This window comes from Staphylococcus cohnii species complex 1663 (genome assembly GCF_041008415.1).
GTDB classification, from domain to species: domain Bacteria; phylum Bacillota; class Bacilli; order Staphylococcales; family Staphylococcaceae; genus Staphylococcus; species Staphylococcus ureilyticus.
This window is the reverse complement of record NZ_JBFDVL010000010.1, coordinates 28,788-46,816: the sequence shown is the minus strand read 5'-3', so window position 1 is coordinate 46,816 and position 18,029 is coordinate 28,788. Positions and strand designations below refer to the sequence as shown.

The window sequence follows — 18,029 nt, the reverse complement described above, 5'->3', positions numbered from 1 at the left end:
TTACCGGAAACGTTTAACGTTTCGTAATGACGACAAAATGACTATGTTAAAAAGATATATAAAACAGACATTTCACAAAAATATTACTATCTCATATATCTCTTTAAAAACAGTTGAGTTACTCCCCTCCGACTACAAAGTCATAGGTATTCTATTAATAATATAGTATTATACACAATTAATCATATTATAACAAACTGTATAATTTAATTTCTGGAAATTTTTCTTCAAACCATCTCGTTGCAAACTCATTTTCAAATAAAAAAACGTAATTATCATAAACATCTTTAACAAGAATAGAACGAGAAGAGCTCATTTTATCTTTAATATCTTCTTCATTTTCAATCCATCTTGCAATTTTTGGACCAACTGGTTCCATGATGACATCGACATTATATTCATTTTTAAGTCTATGTTCAAATACTTCAAATTGTAACTGACCTACCGCACCAATAATAATTTGATTGGTATGCAATGCTTTATAGTATTGAATTGCGCCTTCTTGAACTAATTGTTCAATTCCTTTATGGAAATGCTTCTGCTTCATGACATTTTTGGCAGAAACTTTCATAAATAATTCTGGTGTAAACTGCGGTAATTCTTGGAAACTGAATTTTTGGTTGCCACCTACTAATGTATCTCCAATTTGGTAATTACCTGTGTCATACAAACCTATGATATCTCCAGCAACTGCGTGATTAACTGTTTCTTTATCATCAGCCATAAACGAAGTCGAACGTGTTATTTTCTGTTTCTTTTTCGTTCTTTGTAAGGTAACATCCATACCTCGTTCAAAAGCGCCACTAACTACCCTCATAAAAGCAATTCTATCTCTGTGTTTGGGATCCATATTGGCTTGAATTTTGAAAATAAAGCCTGAAAAATCCGTATCGTAAGGTGTAACTTCAATATCTTCTTTCGTTTGTCGTGCACTTGGCATAGGTGCATGATCAACATAAGCATTTAAGAAATTTTCTACACCAAAGTTCGCTAATGCTGATCCAAAGAACACTGGTGTTAAATCACCATTTCTCAAAGCTTCATTATCAAATGTTTCTCCTGCTTCTTCTACCAACATTAATTCTTCGATTGCTTGTGTAAAGGCGCTATCATTTTTAATATTATGATCTTCTTCCAGTTCATAATCATCATTTAAATGTAGTACATTTTGTTCATCTCTAAATGGCTCAATCGTATGTGTATCTCGATCAATGATACCAAAGAAATTTTGTCCCATACCCACTGGCCAATTCATAGGATACGTTTCGATTTCCAGTGTAGACTCGATTTCATCTAACAATTCAAATGGCTCTTTTCCTACTCTATCTAACTTATTGATAAACGTAAAAATAGGAATACCTCTCATTTTACAAACTTTGAATAGTTTTAAAGTCTGAGGTTCAATACCTTTTGCACAGTCTATAACCATTACAGCACTATCCACTGCCATTAATGTTCGATATGTGTCTTCGGAAAAGTCTTCATGCCCTGGCGTATCTAAAATGTTGATTTTATAATGATCATAATCAAATTGCATCACTGAACTCGTTACTGAGATACCACGTTCTTGTTCAACTTTCATCCAGTCACTTGTCGCAAACTTACCGCTCTTTTTACCTTTTACGGTCCCTGCTTCTCTTATTGCCCCACCAAATAACAGTAACTTTTCTGTTAATGTGGTTTTCCCAGCATCAGGATGTGAAATAATCGCAAAAGTTTTTCTGGATTCTACTTCTTCCTTTATACTCATTTGTTCTCTCCTTTAATTCTCAAATATCGATTGACCAATATCATCAGCAATTTGTACTGCTGTTGACTCATCAAGTAACGTAAACAAGTGTATCACAAGTTCCTCCTTGATATCATCATCATTTAACGAAGTATCAATTTCTAATGACCAATTGAGGTCTGGTATTGCCATAAGTAAGACATCAGCGTCATCATTTTTATAAATATAACTACGAACTGTTACACCATTCAGACTTATAGGCTTAATTTTCAACAGGACCACCGCCAAACTTTTTATAAGCCGCTTCTAAACCGATTAAGTCATCTCGATGCGGTACTTTTACATGACCAGGCATAATTTGATAAGGCTCACGCCCTTTTGACGCCAAGACAACTGTATCACCAGGATTAGCAATTTCAATAGCATGACGAATCCCTTCCGCACGATCTTCGAATTCAACATAATTACTATGCGTTGCGCCTTTAGCAAGTTCACTTGTTAATTTTTTTGGATCATCATTTGCTGGATTGTCAGGCGTAAAAATAACATAATCCGCTCTACAAGCGACACGACCCATTTCAGGTGTTTTCCCCATGTCTCTTTCTCCAGCCATTCCACACAAGAAAATCAATTTCTGTTTTGCAAAAGGTTTCACTGCATCTATAAGTTTATCCATACCATCTGCTGTGTGTGCATAATCTATAATTAAATCAATTGGTAATTTTGGGTCTAAAACTTCAAGTCGACCCTCAACTGGTTCTAAGTTTTCTACCGCTTGAATAATTTCTTCTAAAGTAGCACCTTTTGCCCAAACAGCTATCATTGCTGCCATAATATTAGAGACATTGAAAATGCCTACATATGGTGACTTCACAGGAAATGTACCTTCAGGTGTATTAAAATCAAATGTTACACCTTGTAAAGACTCATGAATATTTTCAGCCTTAAATTGTGCATGTTCTTTGATGCCATACGTAAACACCTCGTAAGGTGTAACTGAAGCTAAATATTCTGAGAATTCATCATCTTGATTTAAAACAACATATTTTTCTTTTGATAAATCTTCACCTAACTGGCTGAATAATAATGATTTGGCATGACCATAAGCTTCCATTGTACCGTGAAAGTCTAAATGATCTTGCGTTAAATTTGAAAACACAGCAACATCAAAATTAACACCACTTAAGCGTCCTAATGATAATCCGTGGCTTGATACTTCTAAAGTCATAGCTTGTGCTTGTTGTTCTACAGCTTCATGAATTTTTTTCGTCAACGCAACTGTTTCAGGAGTTGTATTTGTACCTTTAGATTTTTCTTCGTTAATTTGAAAACCATTTGTACCTAAATAAGCACTACCTTTACCTAATTTTCTATATATGTGGTGTATCATTGTTGCTATAGATGTTTTGCCATTTGTCCCGGTAACACCATATGTAGTAAGTTGTTTACTTGGATAATTAAATAATACATTTACGAGTAAACTAGCAACACGCAACGTGTCAGGAACGATAACTTGCGTTACATCACCTTTCAACAGTTGTTCATGATTTACCACAATAACTTTACAGCCTTGATTCACCACATCTTGACAAAATTTATGACTATCGACGGTATAACCTTTAGAAGCAACAAATATGCTGCCTTCTTTAGCTGTACGCGAGTCCGTTGTTATATCATTCACATTCATATCTAATGTTCCAATCACTTGTTTAACTCTAATTTTTTTAAACAACTCGTTTGCATTCAACATTAACCGCTCCTTTATTTCCAATACTTCTATTATACACATTTTCAAGTGATTTTATAGAAACTAATATTGCATTTTGCCTTTTCTCTACCATTATATATTTTTTTCGTTTTTATTTAAAAACATTATAATTACCGTAAGTATAAACTAGATTTAAAATGTTAATCATATGTAATTAATTATGTAGATTTTCTTTTTTATTTGTTTAATTTCTTTTAAGATGACTTATTTTAAAAGCATGCGTGGTATGGTATAAATATAGAACAATCTAAATTTATCATGATATAATTTTTAAAAATAAGTATGAATTATTTTCTATGCGTTTGTAAAATGATATAATCTTTATTAATTATGTTTTTTCTTTCGCATGACAACAAAATGCGTTAAACTTAGCATGAGCTAAATTTATACTATTGGAGGGTGACTCAAAATGGTTACTCGTAACAAAAAAATATTGATTATTACTGGTTCTTTTGGTAACGGACATTTACAGGTTACTCAAAGCGTAGTAAACCAATTCAACGAAATGAATCTAGACAATTTAACTGTCATTGAACATGATTTATTTTTAGAAGCTCACCCAATTTTGACTTCTATATGTAAAAAGTGGTATATCAATAGCTTTAAGTATTTCAGAAATATGTACAAGTCTTTTTACTATAGTAAACCTGACCAAATAGACAAATGTTTCTACAAATATTATGGTTTGAATAAATTAATTAATTTATTACTAAAAGAAAAGCCAGATTTAATTCTACTTACCTTCCCTACGCCAGTGATGTCTGTATTAACTGAGCAATTTGATATGAATATTCCCATTGCCACAGTTATGACAGATTATAGATTACAAAAGAATTGGGTTACACCACATTCTCAACGATATTATTTGGCAACTGAGGAATTAAAAGATGAATTTGCTGAATTAGGCATTCCAAGAAATCAATTAAAGGTTACAGGCATTCCAATTTCTGATAAATTCGAACAAGATATCGACCAATCTGCATGGTTACGTCAAAATAATTTGAATCCTGACAAACCAACAATCCTTATGTCAGCAGGTGCTTTTGGTGTTTCTAAAGGATTCGATCAAATGATTAGCGATATTTTGACTAAAAGTCCACACTCGCAAGTCGTCATGGTTTGTGGTAAAAACAAAGATTTGAAGCGCACATTATCTAGCCAATTTAAAAATTATGATAACGTACTGATTTTAGGTTATACAAAACAAATGAATGAATGGATGGCTTCAAGTCAATTGATGATAACAAAACCAGGTGGCATCACTATTTCTGAAGCACTAACGCGACAAATACCAATGATTTTCTTAGATCCTGCGCCAGGACAAGAGTTAGAAAACGCGCTCTATTTTGAAGAAAAAGGTTATGGTACAATCGCTTATTCACCCGATGAAGCTATACAACAAGTAGCCTCATTAACAAATCATCCAACTTCACTAGTGGAAATGTCTGAAGCAATGAGTGAATCGCGCATTCCATATTCAACATATAAATTATGCAAAGATTTGTTAGAACTTCTAGACCATTCGACACGTTATGAAGAAGTTTATGGAAAGGTTCCTTTATATGCAAAGCTCTTCGTTAAATAATACTAACTACAATTCAAGCACAAATTTTATTATTATGTTGATTATTTTATTTTTAATGGAGTTTGCTAGAGGTATGTATGTATTGAGTTACTTAGCCTTACTTCCAACGGCAACTTCTATTGCGGTAGGTGTTACATCTATCGCTATTTCTATTCACTTTATTGCTGATGCAACAACAAACTTTGTCATTGGTTTTTTACTTAAACGCTTAGGTACTAAACTTGTTTTAACACTTGGATTTTTATTAGCTTTTGGTAGTTTGTTTTTAGTCATTTGGTTTCCTACATCACCAATCGTATTAATCACAAGTGCGATATTACTAGGTATCGCAGTGAGTCCGATTTGGGTCATTATGCTTGCAAGTGTTGATGAAAATAACCGTGGTAAACAAATGGGATATGTCTATTTCTCTTGGCTACTAGGCTTATTAGTCGGGATGGTTGGAATGAACTTAATCTTTAAATTCCACCCAACACGCTTTGCGTTTATGATGTCATTAGTCGTATTGATTGCATGGATTTTATACTATTTCGTTAAAATCAGGCTTACTAACTACAATACAAGACCTGTTAAGCAACAATTAGGACAAATTGTAAACGTGACCAAACGTCATCTCATTCTATTTCCAGGTATTTTATTACAAGGTGCTTCAATCACCGCCTTAGTCCCAATATTACCTACATATGCGACAAAAGTTGTCGGCGTTTCAACCGTAGAATATACAATAGCAATTATCATTGGTGGTATAGGTTGTGCCATTTCTATGCTATTTTTATCTAAAATTATAGATAAAAATGGAACATTATTTATGTACAGTATCATTTTTGGTGGTTTTGTCTTATACACTATAATGATATTTGCTTTATCTATTATTACAGATATTAAACTAGTCTGGGGCTTAGCATTATTTATTGGCCTAATGTATGGTATCTTATTACCTGCATGGAATACTTTTATGGCTAGTCATATCCATATGGATGAACAAGAAGAGACTTGGGGCGTGTTCAATAGTGTTCAAGGTTTCGGGTCTATGATTGGTCCACTCGTAGGTGGTTTAATTACAGAATTCTCTAAATCTGTTAATAATACATTTTATTTTTCAGCATTAGTGTTCTTATTTTTAGCAATATTTTATGGCTTGTATTTTATTAAAAATAAAAAACAACACAATCACACTTAAGTATATGAGTACGTTTCAACATACAAAAGCGTCGCTATCATTTTAGAAATTATCTAAAAATATGATAGCGACGCTTTTAAAATTTCAATATTATCATCGATTAAAATGATAATTTTATATAAAAAAATTATGCAAAATTAAAATTCTCTAATACTTTCCATTTTTCTGCACTTTCATCATAGTAAACTAAAGAAAGTTGCTCAATTGCTTCTTTATAGTCAATACCCGCTAAGTTCAATTGACCAAAAATGTCTTCGAACTCTTGACTAGTCAAGCCTTGTGCAATTGTAAAATGTGGTACAAATGGATGTTCTGGACGACCATAAAAATCACCACTATTGAATTGATTAAATAATTTTTCTAAATTGTCCGTTTTGGCAACTTTAAAATAAATTACATTTGTAATTGGCGCAAAGTTTGATGCCTTTGTCGCGTGTACTTCAATCGGTGGTATCCCCTCGATTCTTGATTTGATTGTCTCTTTGACAGCGTCAAGATCACCTTCGTTTATTTTAAAATGCTCTTTAATCGTAATGTGTGGCATAATCGTTGCATAGTGAGCATCATAACGTTTACGGTATGCATTTACTTCATCTTGAAACGCTTTTGACGGAATTAATGCTAATCCTAAAATCATTTAAATTCCTCCTTTGTTTAACATAACTACATTATATCAAATTTCACAAAAATTCGTTACTTTTAACTAAATTTCCTACAGATAATTAAAAAGAAATATTATCTGATAAAAAATATTTTAATAAATCATCTAGTAAATGTTTCCAAGATTTCCATCTATGTCCCCCATCAAACTCTGCATAGTGATAAGTAATATCACTATTTTCGATAATCGATTTCAACTGGCGATTAGGTGTTAAAAAATCCGCTTGCTTTCCGGTCGTTGGTAAAGCAAAGTCTTTTTCTTCTAATCCAACTGTATGCCAAATCGTCAATTGTTCTTGAAATTGACATCGTTCAATTAATGTTTGTATTACCTCATCATGTTGAGGACTCAATAGACCTACTTGGCTAAAAATTCTTGGATAGGATAAGGCTGTGATCAAAGCTGCACTCCCTGCTAAACTATCACCTAAAATAACTCTGCCATTTCCTACTTTATATGTTGGGAATTGAGCGTCTATAAACGGTAAAATTTCATTCGCCATACATTTTACAGTTAGTGCTGTTTTTGCTCCTTGAGGATGAAATTCTGCTCTTCTTTTTTCAACATCTTCATAATGAAAACCCACAAAGATTGCTCTTTCTACTTCATTTGCTTCCCATAATTTTTCATACGTTCTGTGTATTCTACCAAAGCTAAAAAAATCCAAACCATCAAAACAAAAGACGACCTTGTATTTAAATAATTCTGTGAAATCTTTAGGTAAATAAATAGAAAGTGTGATGTCTCTATCTAATATGTCGCTTGAAAAATTAATTTTATTAATTCGTCCTGCTTGAAAATTGTCCATAAAATAATGCGCCCCCTCATAGTCTTAATGACATTGTATCAAGAGACGCAATATTTTAAAATGACTCCTTTTTATTTAGCAAAGTAAGATATTATTTTTTAATCGTTAATATTCTCTTTTTTAAGGCGTTCAGGATAATCTTTTAGCCAAAAAACAGCATTGGGTACTTTTTCTGGGTCTGGTTTATAAATCGCTTTTCTACCAGATCCTAAACGCTTTTTCTGCAATTCATAATCTTTCAATGCGTTTATAGCTGGTTTGTGTAATAGCCAAATCGCTATGATATTAAGCCATGCCATCATGCCTACACCTAAATCTCCCATTAACCATGCTATATCTGCCGTTTTCACTGCGCCATAAACTGTTGCTAATATCAATACAATACGAGTTATATTGATAAATATAAAGGAAGTTCTATAATTTGCAGATCTCGTTAAGTATGCAATATTGGTTTCTGCAATATAGTAATAAGCCAATATAGTAGTAAATGCAAAGAAAAATAATGCAATTGCTATAAAGTAAGATCCGAATCCAGAGAATGATGGATCAAAATGATAACTTCCGCCTTGTAAAGCCTTATCTATACCTGCTTGAGCATACATTGCTGTACCAGAATAATCTTTATCTCCATTTGACATTTCAACAAAGATACCATTATCTTTAATCAAACTCGCTTTATCACTAGGTGTATTGCCACCATCCGTTACATTATATGTACCAGAAAGCAAGATGATTAGTGCGGTTGCAGTACAGACAAATAAAGTATCAACGTAAACTGAAAACGCTTGCACCAAACCTTGTTTTGCTGGATGTGACACCTCTGCTGCCGCGGCTGCATGTGGCCCAGTACCTTGACCAGCCTCATTTGAATAAAGACCTCTTTTGACTCCTATTTCAATCATTGCACCTACAATCCCACCAAATGCTGCTTGCATGCCAAATGCAGATTTGAAAATTAATGCAAACAATGCAGGAACCGCTTCAATATTAAATATAATGATAATAACCGCCATTAATATATAAAACACTGCCATAAATGGTACAACTGCTGTCGCTGCATTAGCAATCCATTTGATTCCCCCAAAAATAATTAATCCGATAATGATTGCTAAAAATATGGCTACAACCCATGGATTTAATTGAAACGCATTTTTCATAGAACTGGATATAGCATTGGATTGAACACCTGGCAATAATAATCCGACTGAAATTACAGTGACAATTGCAAAGATCAATCCATATACTTTGCCCAGTTTCCCCTTTATACCATATTCAATATAAAATGCTGGTCCACCTCTATATTGTCCCTTCTCTTCTCGTTTATATATTTGACCTAGTGTCGATTCTATAAAGGCGCTACTTGCTCCTAAAAATGCTGTAGCCCACATCCAAAATACGGCGCCTGGCCCACCAATAAATATTGCTGTCGATACACCTACAATATTACCAGTACCTACACGACCTGCTAACGATAAGGCGATTGCTTGAAAACTTGAAATACCAGTTGGTGACTTTTCCCCTTGAAACATAAGTCGAATCATTTCTTTAAAGTGTCTGACTTGGAAAAATTTCATAAATAGTGAGAACAATATACCAGTGATTAACAAACCATAAACTAATGGTTTGCTCCATACTATGTCATAAAGCCAAGTTAAAAAACCTTCTATCATAACGTATCCCCCTTGTTATACCATTAAAGAAAATGATATTTTTTAATATTATACACATATGTTATGTTCCGCGCAACGCATTATATAAGTTATTATTTTCACAATTTATATAATGCGTTATGAATTTTTTATATAAATAACATTAATATATTTAATACTTATATTATCTTATAACGTACTACTTATTATTGAGTAACAATTGTTACTTACCTGAAATTGCAGTCAACCACACGGTGCGACTAAGTACAAACTTTCACAAATTTACCTTTTGTTCTATCTTTTTTTAAGATATACTGAATTATAAATTCAAATAAAGTTTTATAGGAGGAACCATTCTATGCTTAACAAAGTATGGTTTAGAACAGGTATCGCTTTATTAATCCTGTTTTTACTAATCAAATTGATTATGGAAGTACATAGTATTTTCACACCATTCATTATTATCCTTCAATCTGTGTTACTGCCATTATTATTGAGTGGCTTTTTGTTTTACATTTGTTTGCCTTTTCAAAAAATACTTGAAAAGAATCATGTGCCACGCTGGGGTAGCATTACTCTAATCTTTATAGGCTTACTCATAATTATTAGTATTGTTATTGGGGTATTAGCTCCGTTAATTGCAGAACAAATTGAAAACTTAGTAACTCAAATACCTGCATTACAACATGAAGTTCAAAACATCATTAATTTCGCTCTAGATCAAATGGAAAGATTGCCTAATGATGTAACAGATCGCATTAATAAAATGGTACAATCTATCAGCGACAGTACTGCTGATATTTTATCTAACTCTTTAGGTTACTTAACATCATTTATTTCAACACTTTTCTTACTGATAATGGTTCCGTTCTTTTTAATTTATATGTTAAAAGATCATGAACGTTTTATCCCTTTCATCGCAAGACTATTTAAAGGAGACAGAAAAGTTTTCACTGTAGAATTATTGAAAGATTTAAATGAAACTGTTAAATCCTATATTCAAGGCCAAGTTACAGTAAGTATCATTCTTGGAATTATCTTATACATTGGTTATTCAATTGTAGGACTTAACTACACATTATTACTCGTTATGTTTGCATGTGTAGCAAATATGATACCGTTCTTAGGTCCTTGGATGGCATTTGCACCCGCTGCAGTCATTGCAATTATTCAAAGCCCTACAACATTTATATGGGTATGTATTATCACGCTGATTGCACAACAATTAGAAGGTAATGTGATTACACCTAACGTAATGGGTAAATCACTTAGTATTCATCCTTTAACAATTATTGTAGTGATATTAGCTGCAGGTAATCTTGGCGGTTTCGGTCTAATCTTAATAGCTGTTCCATTATATGCTGTCATTAAAACGGTTGTCAGAAACGTATTCCGTTATAGACAAGAAATTATTGCAAAAGCCAATAGTGACGTCAAAGAATGAAATAATGATATAAAACAAAAAGACTATTCGTTTCAGTTGTTGAAACGAATAGTCTTTTTATATGTTAATAATTAAAGATATTTAATTATTTAACGATATGATAACCACTGTCTACATGGATATTTTCGCCTGTAACTCCACTTGAAAAATCACTCAATAAGTAAGCTGCAGTTTTACCTACTTCTTCTTGGTCTACATTACGTTTTAATGGCGCACGTTCTTCAATTTCTTTCATGATTGTGTTAAAACCACCAACACCTTTAGCGCTAAGTGTACGAATTGGACCAGCTGAAATCGCATTGACACGGATATTATCTTCACCCAAATCTAATGCTAAATAACGTACATTTGCTTCTAAACTCGCTTTAGCTACACCCATCACATTGTAATTTTGCACAGCATACTCGCCACCTAAATAAGTAGTAGCAACAATACTACCACCCTCAGGCATGAATTTTTTTGCTTCTCTAGCAACAATTGTTAATGAATATGAACTAATGTCTTGTGCCAATAAGAAGCCATCACGAGATGTATCTGAAAAACGACCTCTTAAATCTTCCATGTTAGCAAAAGCAATCGAATGATAAACACCGTCAATGTTACCTACTTCTTCTCCAATTTTTGCAAAACCATTGATAACATCTTCGTCTTTTTGTACGTCTATTTGATACATTCTAATTGTTTGTTGATCTAACTGTTCAACAAGTTTTTCCATTTCTTTTTTACTACGTTCTTTACGATATGTAAAAACTAAATTCGCACCTAATTTGTCTAATACTTTAGCTACACCAAAACCGATACTACGTTTATTAGCAATACCCATAATGACGAATGTTTTATTTTCTAAATTTAACATGAAAATAACTCCTTTTTTAAATTTTCATTGTAAATTGGTTCGAGATGTTATAATCATACTTCCTATCACTTCGCTCGATGCCAATTCTAACAAACTTTATTTTAACATTGGTTTCATTGTTTAAACAATTCATTTTACATTCTATAAACGAATTCATCGTTTTTTGCTTTCTTTCGAGTTGAAATTTTGACCAACGCTTCATTCAATTAATCAGTACTAACAGCTTAAAGTAACTTGCATATTGTTCTTTCACTACCTATTAATACATATTTTAGGACTTCAATACTATCCCAGATATAGATGTTAATAATAAAATTCTAATTCACGTTTTAGCTCATCAACATACTCTTTAGATCCCGTTACAATGACACGGTCTTTATAGCGTAATTGAGTATCACCATGTGGTACAATCGATTCATTATTTCTAATGATTCTCACAAATATGATATCCCCATCAAACGGGAAATTTCGTAATTGAATTTGATCATATTTATGATTTAGCATTGCAATTTCATATAAAGATGTTTCCACATTACTTAAAAGATTAAGCATATTTGGTGTTTCTATTAAACCTTTCAAGAGTATCTTATTACTCATAAAGCCACTAAATACTTCTATACCTTCACTTTGTAAACCTTCATCACCAGTACTCGCTTCTAACCTACATATAACTCGATTTACACCATGGCTTTTGGCCATTAAAGCCACTTTTCTATTTATATCGTCATCATTTGTAGAACAAACAACAATATCTCTTTCAAATAAACCTAAACGCTCTAATAATGGTTCTTCATAATCTGCAATTTCAATCATCGAAATTGCATCTGATAATTTACGTTTATCACTTAAATCATTTCTATAATATAACGAAACTTGATAAAGTTGTGATGTTAAATTCTGAGCAATTGGTATGGTTAATTGGTTTTTACCTATTAAACTCACTTCAATCTGTCTTGTTGCTTCATCTGGCATCGGGAACATTTTCTTAAATATAATTGGTACAAAAACACATGTAATAACTGCACTTAATATTAAAATACCTGATATTTCAGATGATATTGTTCCAAGTTTTTCAGCAATTTTTGCAGAAGCAATAACCAACGATAAAGTTGACGTTAGCAAGAAAGCTGAAGAAATTGTTGTTTTCATATCAAACCATCGACGTATATAAAATACTGGTATTAATTTAGATATTAAAAAGGCCAATATTAAAAATGGAATGATAAGTAATAATGAAGGCTCTTTTATTAACATTGGTATATTTAAATCTACACCAACCATGATAAAGAAAATTGGAATAAAGAATCCGTAACCAAAGGAATCTAATTTCTCTACCATATCCTCATCAGGACCCAGTAAAGAAACAATCACGCCGGCTAAGAAAGCGCCTAGAATATTTTCTGCACCAACGCCTTCCGCCAAAGCAACTAGCATGATAATTAACGCAAATACCGCACGTATACCAATTTGTGTTGTACCATCCATCAGTTTTTGCAAGAATTGTGCTTTCTTAAATAATCCACCTAGGAAATAAAAAACAAGCGCAAATACTACTAAACTCCCTATTAACCAAAGTGATGTGCCACCTGAAGCGTGTAGTGTTCCGTACGCAGTTAATAATATCATTGTCACTAAGTCAGCTAATACTGCTACTAATAATATGAATTGCCCGATAGTTGTACGCATAATATTCATTTCTTTTAGTGTAGGTACCACAACACCTAATGAAATAGTAGAAATAATAATAATCATTAATAAAACATCATCAATTAAACCAAACCATTTAAATGCATATGCAAATACAATTGAAATAACCATAATAAATAAAAATACAGTAAGTGCTAATTGTAAATGACCGGGTTCTTTACTTTTTTCATTATCTTCTAATGCGCCTTTGTCTTTTTTAAATGCTTTAAAATCAATTTCTAAACCACTCAAAAACATTAAGAATATAAAGCCTAATGTAGATAAAATATTTAACATAGCATCACGTTCTACTATGTTTAAAAAAGAGTGCCCAATAAGAATACCCATTAATATTTCTGCTACAACAACAGGCAAGAATGTAATTCGCAATCTATTGATTAGTATCGGTGTAAGGAATGCTGCCATTACAACGACAACAAGTGATAAAAATTCCATGTAACCCCCTATAATAAGTAAGACATGAATGAAGTTGCTAATCCAAAGTAAATCAACATACTCACAATATCATTGATTGTAGTTATAAATGGACCACTAGCAACTGCAGGGTCAATTTTTAGTTTATTCATAACTAATGGAATCATTGATCCCACTAATGTACCTACTGTCATAGCAATTGTTAAACTGCTTGCCACGATCGTAGCTAAAATTGGCTGTCCATAAAGCACCATTATAATAATAAACAGCAATATAGCACAAATCAAACCACTTAAAAAACCGCTACCTGCTTCTCTCAATGCGACTTTAAAATTACTTTGTTCGTCAATTTCACCAGTTGAAATATTACGTACTGATACGGCAAGTGATTGTGTCCCAGAATTACCAGACATACCACTGATAATTGGAATAAACGCTGCCAATAATGACACTTGTGCTAAAGTATCCTCAAATGATCCAAGTATCGTGGCTGTGATCATTCCTAAAAACGTTAAAATAATTAGCCATGGCAAACGTTTCTTAGCAGTTTTAATGACTGAATCATTGGTTGCATCAACATCAGATACCCCGGCTAAACGAGAGTAGTCTTCACTCGCTTCTTCATCCATAACATCTAAGATATCATCGATTGTAATAATACCTAATAAGTGATCTTGATAATCGACAACTGGCATAGCGATAAAATCATAATCACGCATTTTCTGAGCAACATCTTCTTGGTCATCAGCAGCATTAGCACTGATCACACGTTCGCTCATTATGTCTTCTATATAAGCATCATTTTCTGCTACGATTAAATCTCTTAGTGATAAAACCCCAGCTAATTGTTTATGCTCATTCACTGCAAATATGACATAAATTGTCTCAGCATCTGGCGCTTGTTCTTTAACATGCATTAAAGCTTCTTTCACTGGCATTGTTGATTTTAAAGAAATATATTCCGTCGTCATGATACCGCCAGCAGTATCCTCTTCGTAATGTAATAATGCTTTAATTTCTTTTGCATCTTCACGGTTCATCAGTGTCAACAAGCTAACAATTTTCTGCTTAGATAATTGATTCATAATGTCTACTGCGTTATCGTATGACATATTTTCTAACACTTTGCTAGCATATGTAGCGTCCATAGTATCGAACAGCGCTTCATACGCTTCTTCATCAATTTCTAATTGTTCAAAGAAATCTGCTACTTCTTCAGGGGACAATACTTCAAACATTTTTTGTCTAATATCTTCATCGCTGTCTTCAAAGTATTCACTTTGTTCATATGTGTGCATCGCTAAGAATTCTTCTCTAAATTCACCAATATGATTTTCATGCAGTAATTTATCTAGCATTTCTTGATCATATACTTGCTCATCTTCTAAAACGATTTGGTCTTTTTCATTTGCCAAAAGTCCCACCTCCATAGTTACTCAAATTATATCATATTAAATATGTTTTCTATTGCATCATATTTATCTTGTATTTCAATCTTTTGATCATAGATTGGATGTATAAAAGATATTTTAAAACATCGTAACAACTGATGTTTAAAATACGAATGTTCTCCTCCATATAAATCATCACCCACAATAGGATGTCCTATATGCTGAAGATGGACGCGAATTTGATGTGTCCGGCCTGTTAATAAAGTAACTTCACATAAACTGTAATTATTTTTATGGTCTAAGCATCTATATTTTGTTTTTGCTTGTTTACCATTTGAATTGACTTGTCTTGTAATAATACTAGCAGGATCTCTAGCAATAGGTGCATCTATGATTCCTTGTGATTGCAATTCACCATAGCATACGCATAAATAGGTTTTATCAATGTGTATGTTTGACATCAGATGATGTAAAAAACCATGTTTAGCAATCACAACAATACCTGAAGTATTTCGGTCAATCCTAGTGACAATATGCGGTACGATGTTTTGTCCTGATTGTTTAAAATAACCTAGAACTTGTTCAGCTAAACTAAAATGTTTATGTTCTCTTGATGGTGCGCAGTTTTGAAAAGCTTTTTTAGAAACGATTAATAAGTATGCATCTTCATATAAAATATTTAAAGACTTATTGAATGGGATTAAATTATTACTAGCTGTCTCGTAACCTAAATGTACCTCCACTATATCGCCGTTCTGTAATTGCTTACGCACAGTTTCTGCTTGTCCATTAACAATTAAAGCGCCATTATGCTTAATGGCGCTAATTGTATTCTTAGAATACCCTTGCTCCTGTAAAAAAGTTCTTAGCATTTGAAGGTCTCTAATCATATACGTAAATTGCATTATTCATCGTCTCCACTTGAAATAAAGGAATCATGTACTCTTTTCCAAAATGGAAATGGTCTAAACCTAGCAAATCTAATTTTTTCATTTGCCACTCTAAATTGAATTGCATTAACATTTTTATGTTTTATGCTGACGTGATCTATGGTCGTTAAAATCTTATCATGATTCACTGGTGTAATCAGACATGTATGATGTTTGGGCAATACTAATGGTGACCCAACCGTTCTGAATACTCTATTATTAATAGAAGCGATTTCGGCGATTTGCATCGCTTCCAAAGAAGGATGTATTAACGCACCACCCAACGCCTTATTATATGCAGTAGAACCTGATGGTGTTGACACACACAGTCCATCTCCTCTAAAGCGTTCAAATTGGTTTCCTCTAATATTCACATCCACAACAAGTGTAGAACCATTTTCAGTTTTCATCGTCGCCTCATTTAATGCTAAGTATCTCGTCTCATATCCATTATCGTTATAACGCACTATAATTTCTAATAGTGGATATTCTATAACTTGGAATTCTGAATTATTAATTTCAATAATCAATTTCTCTACTTCATGTGGCAACCAATCTGCATAGAACCCTAAATGTCCAGTATGTATCCCTACAAATGCGCACCTCGATAACATGTGACTATACTGATGGAAAGCCTGTAATAAAGTACCATCTCCACCAACTGATATGACTATTTCAGGATTTTCCGTATCTTCAACCATTTCAAAATCTTTCATGTGATTAATCATCTTATGCTTTAAAGCGTTCGACTTAGAATCACCTTTAGATAAAATTGTATAGCGCATGATTGCACCTCCTAGTCATTATCATGCTTTTTAGCACGTTTTTTGGAATAGTATTTTTGAGCTTCTTGAATTTCCTCTTTAATTTCTGACATTTCTTCATCAAGTAAAAACGCTGCTTCAGCCGCACGTTCTAGTCGGTGCTGAATTTCTGGCGGATAATCTCCATCATATTTATACCGCAAAGTATGCTCGATTGTTGCCCAAAAATTCATGGCTAATGTTCTGATTTGAATTTCTGCTAAAATTGACTTTTCACCTTTAAGTGTTTCGATTGGATATTCAATAATTACATGATATGAACGATATCCACTTTGTTTTGTATTACTAATATAATCGCGTTCTTCTACTACTTTGAAATCTTGACGTTGTCTCAAGAGATTGACCACAATATCGATATCATCGACGAATTGACACATTAATCTCAAACCTGCTATATCATACATTTCTTCATGTAATCGATCAAATGAGATTTGTCTTTTATTTGCTTTATCAATAATGCTAGTCATAGGTTTAACACGACCCGTCACAAATTCAATCGGTGAAGCATTATCTTCTACATCATATTGTTTTCTAAGCCCTTTTAATTTTACTTTTAATTCATCAACTGCTTGTCTATATGGAGATAAAAACTGATCCCATTGATTCATTGTGCTTCACTCCGCTTCACTCTAATTCGAAAGTATCTTCCACAACAGAAACAAACTCCTTACCATAGTTTGAATTACCTTGAATATTTTCTAATATATAATTAAATTCTCTATCGAATTGTTTTAGTTCTAAATGATCATTAACGATAATCTTTTTATTTTTATTTTCATGTAGCATCGACCAAGTTTCTTGAACAAAAATCAAATATGAATACGACTGGCCGTCATCTAAGATATATGCAAAGCTATAATTATCACTATCAACAAGCATTTGTCCTGCTTCTTGTAAGCCTTCTGTAGATTGTTCTGTATAACACTTTAAACTATCTTCTGTTACTTTAATTTCATTCACATAAATACGCATGCTTGTTCCTCCTTATTCTTCATTATTTTAACATAATTAAGACGTACATAACACGTTACATGACTATTATTATGTCATCAATTGACTTAACGTAAATATAATAATTTTCAGC

At 32.8% G+C, this 18,029-nt stretch carries 16 protein-coding genes; 3 read left to right on the top strand and 13 right to left on the bottom strand.

What is annotated here, in order from left to right:
- Nucleotides 1–187: 187 nt before the first annotated feature.
- Genes AB1J10_RS11415 through AB1J10_RS11405 form a run of 3 tightly spaced genes read right to left on the bottom strand, consistent with a single transcriptional unit; the run spans nt 188 to nt 3,476 of the window.
- Nucleotides 188–1,750 carry a peptide chain release factor 3 gene (locus AB1J10_RS11415; RefSeq protein ID WP_046208075.1) on the bottom strand — a complete coding sequence of 521 codons (1,563 nt, stop codon included), beginning with the start codon at nt 1,748–1,750 and terminating at the stop codon, nt 188–190.
- A gap of 12 nt (nt 1,751–1,762) precedes the next feature.
- Nucleotides 1,763–2,011, bottom strand: a complete 249-nt coding sequence (locus AB1J10_RS11410; RefSeq protein WP_261789502.1) for a YueH family protein — start codon at nt 2,009–2,011, stop codon at nt 1,763–1,765.
- Nucleotides 1,992–3,476: a UDP-N-acetylmuramoyl-L-alanyl-D-glutamate--L-lysine ligase gene (locus tag AB1J10_RS11405; protein ID WP_046208351.1), complete on the bottom strand. Its 1,485-nt coding sequence runs from the start codon at nt 3,474–3,476 to the stop codon at nt 1,992–1,994. Before AB1J10_RS11405 ends, AB1J10_RS11410 begins: the two co-directional genes overlap by 20 nt.
- A 430-nt stretch (nt 3,477–3,906) precedes the next feature.
- On the opposite strand from AB1J10_RS11405, the gene AB1J10_RS11400 reads away from it, so the two are divergent.
- The gene (locus AB1J10_RS11400) at nt 3,907–5,082 is read left to right on the top strand and encodes a diglucosyl diacylglycerol synthase (RefSeq protein ID WP_046208073.1); all 1,176 of its coding nucleotides are present in this window, start codon (nt 3,907–3,909) and stop codon (nt 5,080–5,082) included.
- Nucleotides 5,060–6,262 carry a lipoteichoic acid biosynthesis MFS flippase LtaA gene (gene ltaA, locus AB1J10_RS11395; RefSeq protein WP_064209420.1) on the top strand — a complete coding sequence of 401 codons (1,203 nt, stop codon included), beginning with the start codon at nt 5,060–5,062 and terminating at the stop codon, nt 6,260–6,262. Before AB1J10_RS11400 ends, ltaA begins: the two co-directional genes overlap by 23 nt.
- A 127-nt stretch (nt 6,263–6,389) precedes the next feature.
- Here the strand turns inward: ltaA and AB1J10_RS11390 are convergent, their stop codons facing one another.
- From AB1J10_RS11390 to AB1J10_RS11380, 3 genes are all read right to left on the bottom strand, one after another.
- Nucleotides 6,390–6,899, bottom strand: a complete 510-nt coding sequence (locus AB1J10_RS11390; RefSeq protein WP_019469079.1) for a YjcG family protein — start codon at nt 6,897–6,899, stop codon at nt 6,390–6,392.
- 85 nt (nt 6,900–6,984) lie between these two features.
- Nucleotides 6,985–7,731, bottom strand: a complete 747-nt coding sequence (locus tag AB1J10_RS11385; RefSeq protein ID WP_046208071.1) for an esterase family protein — start codon at nt 7,729–7,731, stop codon at nt 6,985–6,987.
- Nucleotides 7,732–7,829: 98 nt separating this feature from the next.
- The gene (locus AB1J10_RS11380) at nt 7,830–9,401 is read right to left on the bottom strand and encodes an alanine/glycine:cation symporter family protein (protein WP_070038075.1); all 1,572 of its coding nucleotides are present in this window, start codon (nt 9,399–9,401) and stop codon (nt 7,830–7,832) included.
- A 337-nt stretch (nt 9,402–9,738) separates the two neighbouring features.
- On the opposite strand from AB1J10_RS11380, the gene cozEa reads away from it, so the two are divergent.
- The gene (gene cozEa / locus AB1J10_RS11375) at nt 9,739–10,824 is read left to right on the top strand and encodes a lipoteichoic acid biosynthesis protein CozEa (protein ID WP_070038077.1); all 1,086 of its coding nucleotides are present in this window, start codon (nt 9,739–9,741) and stop codon (nt 10,822–10,824) included.
- Nucleotides 10,825–10,909: 85 nt separating this feature from the next.
- On the opposite strand, the gene fabI is transcribed toward cozEa, so the two are convergent.
- The 7 genes from fabI to AB1J10_RS11340 all read right to left on the bottom strand — a co-directional run bounded on the left by fabI (nt 10,910) and on the right by AB1J10_RS11340 (nt 17,917).
- Nucleotides 10,910–11,680 (bottom strand): enoyl-ACP reductase FabI, encoded by a 771-nt coding sequence (fabI, locus tag AB1J10_RS11370; RefSeq protein WP_369003122.1) that lies wholly within the window; start codon nt 11,678–11,680, stop codon nt 10,910–10,912.
- A gap of 303 nt (nt 11,681–11,983) precedes the next feature.
- Nucleotides 11,984–13,822, bottom strand: a complete 1,839-nt coding sequence (locus tag AB1J10_RS11365; RefSeq protein WP_064209422.1) for a monovalent cation:proton antiporter family protein — start codon at nt 13,820–13,822, stop codon at nt 11,984–11,986.
- Between the two features lie 8 nt (nt 13,823–13,830).
- Nucleotides 13,831–15,231: a magnesium transporter gene (gene mgtE, locus AB1J10_RS11360; protein ID WP_103161403.1), complete on the bottom strand. Its 1,401-nt coding sequence runs from the start codon at nt 15,229–15,231 to the stop codon at nt 13,831–13,833.
- An 11-nt stretch (nt 15,232–15,242) separates the two neighbouring features.
- The gene (locus AB1J10_RS11355) at nt 15,243–16,097 is read right to left on the bottom strand and encodes an RluA family pseudouridine synthase (RefSeq protein WP_070038079.1); all 855 of its coding nucleotides are present in this window, start codon (nt 16,095–16,097) and stop codon (nt 15,243–15,245) included.
- Entirely contained in the window at nt 16,097–16,906 is an 810-nt protein-coding gene (locus AB1J10_RS11350) for an NAD kinase (protein ID WP_019469071.1), read from the bottom strand. Before AB1J10_RS11350 ends, AB1J10_RS11355 begins: the two co-directional genes overlap by 1 nt.
- 11 nt (nt 16,907–16,917) lie before the next feature.
- Nucleotides 16,918–17,553 carry a GTP pyrophosphokinase gene (locus tag AB1J10_RS11345; RefSeq protein WP_046208064.1) on the bottom strand — a complete coding sequence of 212 codons (636 nt, stop codon included), beginning with the start codon at nt 17,551–17,553 and terminating at the stop codon, nt 16,918–16,920.
- A 16-nt stretch (nt 17,554–17,569) separates the two neighbouring features.
- Nucleotides 17,570–17,917 carry a hypothetical protein gene (locus AB1J10_RS11340; protein WP_046208063.1) on the bottom strand — a complete coding sequence of 116 codons (348 nt, stop codon included), beginning with the start codon at nt 17,915–17,917 and terminating at the stop codon, nt 17,570–17,572.
- Nucleotides 17,918–18,029 lie beyond the last annotated feature (112 nt).

Excerpts from the sequence above, each read along its gene's own strand:
- AB1J10_RS11415 (WP_046208075.1), bottom strand. The coding sequence starts at position 1,750 with ATGAGTATAAAGGAAGAAGTAGAATCCAGAAAAACTTTTGCGATTATT.
- AB1J10_RS11400 (WP_046208073.1), top strand. The coding sequence starts at position 3,907 with ATGGTTACTCGTAACAAAAAAATATTGATTATTACTGGTTCTTTTGGT.
- ltaA (WP_064209420.1), top strand. The coding sequence starts at position 5,060 with ATGCAAAGCTCTTCGTTAAATAATACTAACTACAATTCAAGCACAAAT.
- AB1J10_RS11390 (WP_019469079.1), bottom strand. The coding sequence starts at position 6,899 with ATGATTTTAGGATTAGCATTAATTCCGTCAAAAGCGTTTCAAGATGAA.
- AB1J10_RS11385 (WP_046208071.1), bottom strand. The coding sequence starts at position 7,731 with ATGGACAATTTTCAAGCAGGACGAATTAATAAAATTAATTTTTCAAGC.
- AB1J10_RS11380 (WP_070038075.1), bottom strand. The coding sequence starts at position 9,401 with ATGATAGAAGGTTTTTTAACTTGGCTTTATGACATAGTATGGAGCAAA.
- cozEa (WP_070038077.1), top strand. The coding sequence starts at position 9,739 with ATGCTTAACAAAGTATGGTTTAGAACAGGTATCGCTTTATTAATCCTG.
- fabI (WP_369003122.1), bottom strand. The coding sequence starts at position 11,680 with ATGTTAAATTTAGAAAATAAAACATTCGTCATTATGGGTATTGCTAAT.
- AB1J10_RS11365 (WP_064209422.1), bottom strand. The coding sequence starts at position 13,822 with ATGGAATTTTTATCACTTGTTGTCGTTGTAATGGCAGCATTCCTTACA.
- mgtE (WP_103161403.1), bottom strand. The coding sequence starts at position 15,231 with ATGGAGGTGGGACTTTTGGCAAATGAAAAAGACCAAATCGTTTTAGAA.
- AB1J10_RS11355 (WP_070038079.1), bottom strand. The coding sequence starts at position 16,097 with ATGCAATTTACGTATATGATTAGAGACCTTCAAATGCTAAGAACTTTT.
- AB1J10_RS11350 (WP_019469071.1), bottom strand. The coding sequence starts at position 16,906 with ATGCGCTATACAATTTTATCTAAAGGTGATTCTAAGTCGAACGCTTTA.
- AB1J10_RS11345 (WP_046208064.1), bottom strand. The coding sequence starts at position 17,553 with ATGAATCAATGGGATCAGTTTTTATCTCCATATAGACAAGCAGTTGAT.
- AB1J10_RS11340 (WP_046208063.1), bottom strand. The coding sequence starts at position 17,917 with ATGCGTATTTATGTGAATGAAATTAAAGTAACAGAAGATAGTTTAAAG.